Origin of the sequence: Phytobacter sp. V69, from assembly GCF_965644215.1 — a bacterium.
Lineage (GTDB): Bacteria > Pseudomonadota > Gammaproteobacteria > Enterobacterales > Enterobacteriaceae > Phytobacter.
On the sequence record NZ_CBFFRL010000533.1, the window covers coordinates 1 to 411 of the forward strand.

Genomic DNA, 411 nt, shown 5'->3' on the forward strand with positions numbered 1-411 from the left:
GACTCTCAGAGTCTGGACTGAGTACGCCCCTATGGGGCGTTATCAATGCCACCTGCTATGCAGGTGGTTTTTTACGCCCGGAGAAAATGAAAATATGTCCGCAGGAACAATCAAATTAACCAACGGTTCAACTGCCGTTGTCGGTACCAGTACCACTTTTACGACCGACCTGAAATCTGGCGATGTTATCACGACCACTATCGGCGGGGTGTTTTACACCCTGTTCGTCGATACGGTCACCAGTAATACAGCCCTCACGTTAAGCGATGCATTCACCGGGCCAACCACAACCGGCGCGGCTTACGTTGCTGTGCCACAGATGACGCTCAACCGTATTACAGCAGCGCTGGCAGCACAGACCGCCGAGGCGGTTCGCCGTGTACTGCAGGAGAACGCGAACTGGCAGGCGTT

1 pseudogene is annotated in these 411 nt (G+C 54.3%); it reads left to right on the forward strand.

The window, feature by feature from the left end:
- Window positions 1–94: 94 nt before the first annotated feature.
- Window positions 95–411, forward strand: a pseudogene (locus tag ACSZPU_RS26345) (tail fiber domain-containing protein); the annotation flags it as partial.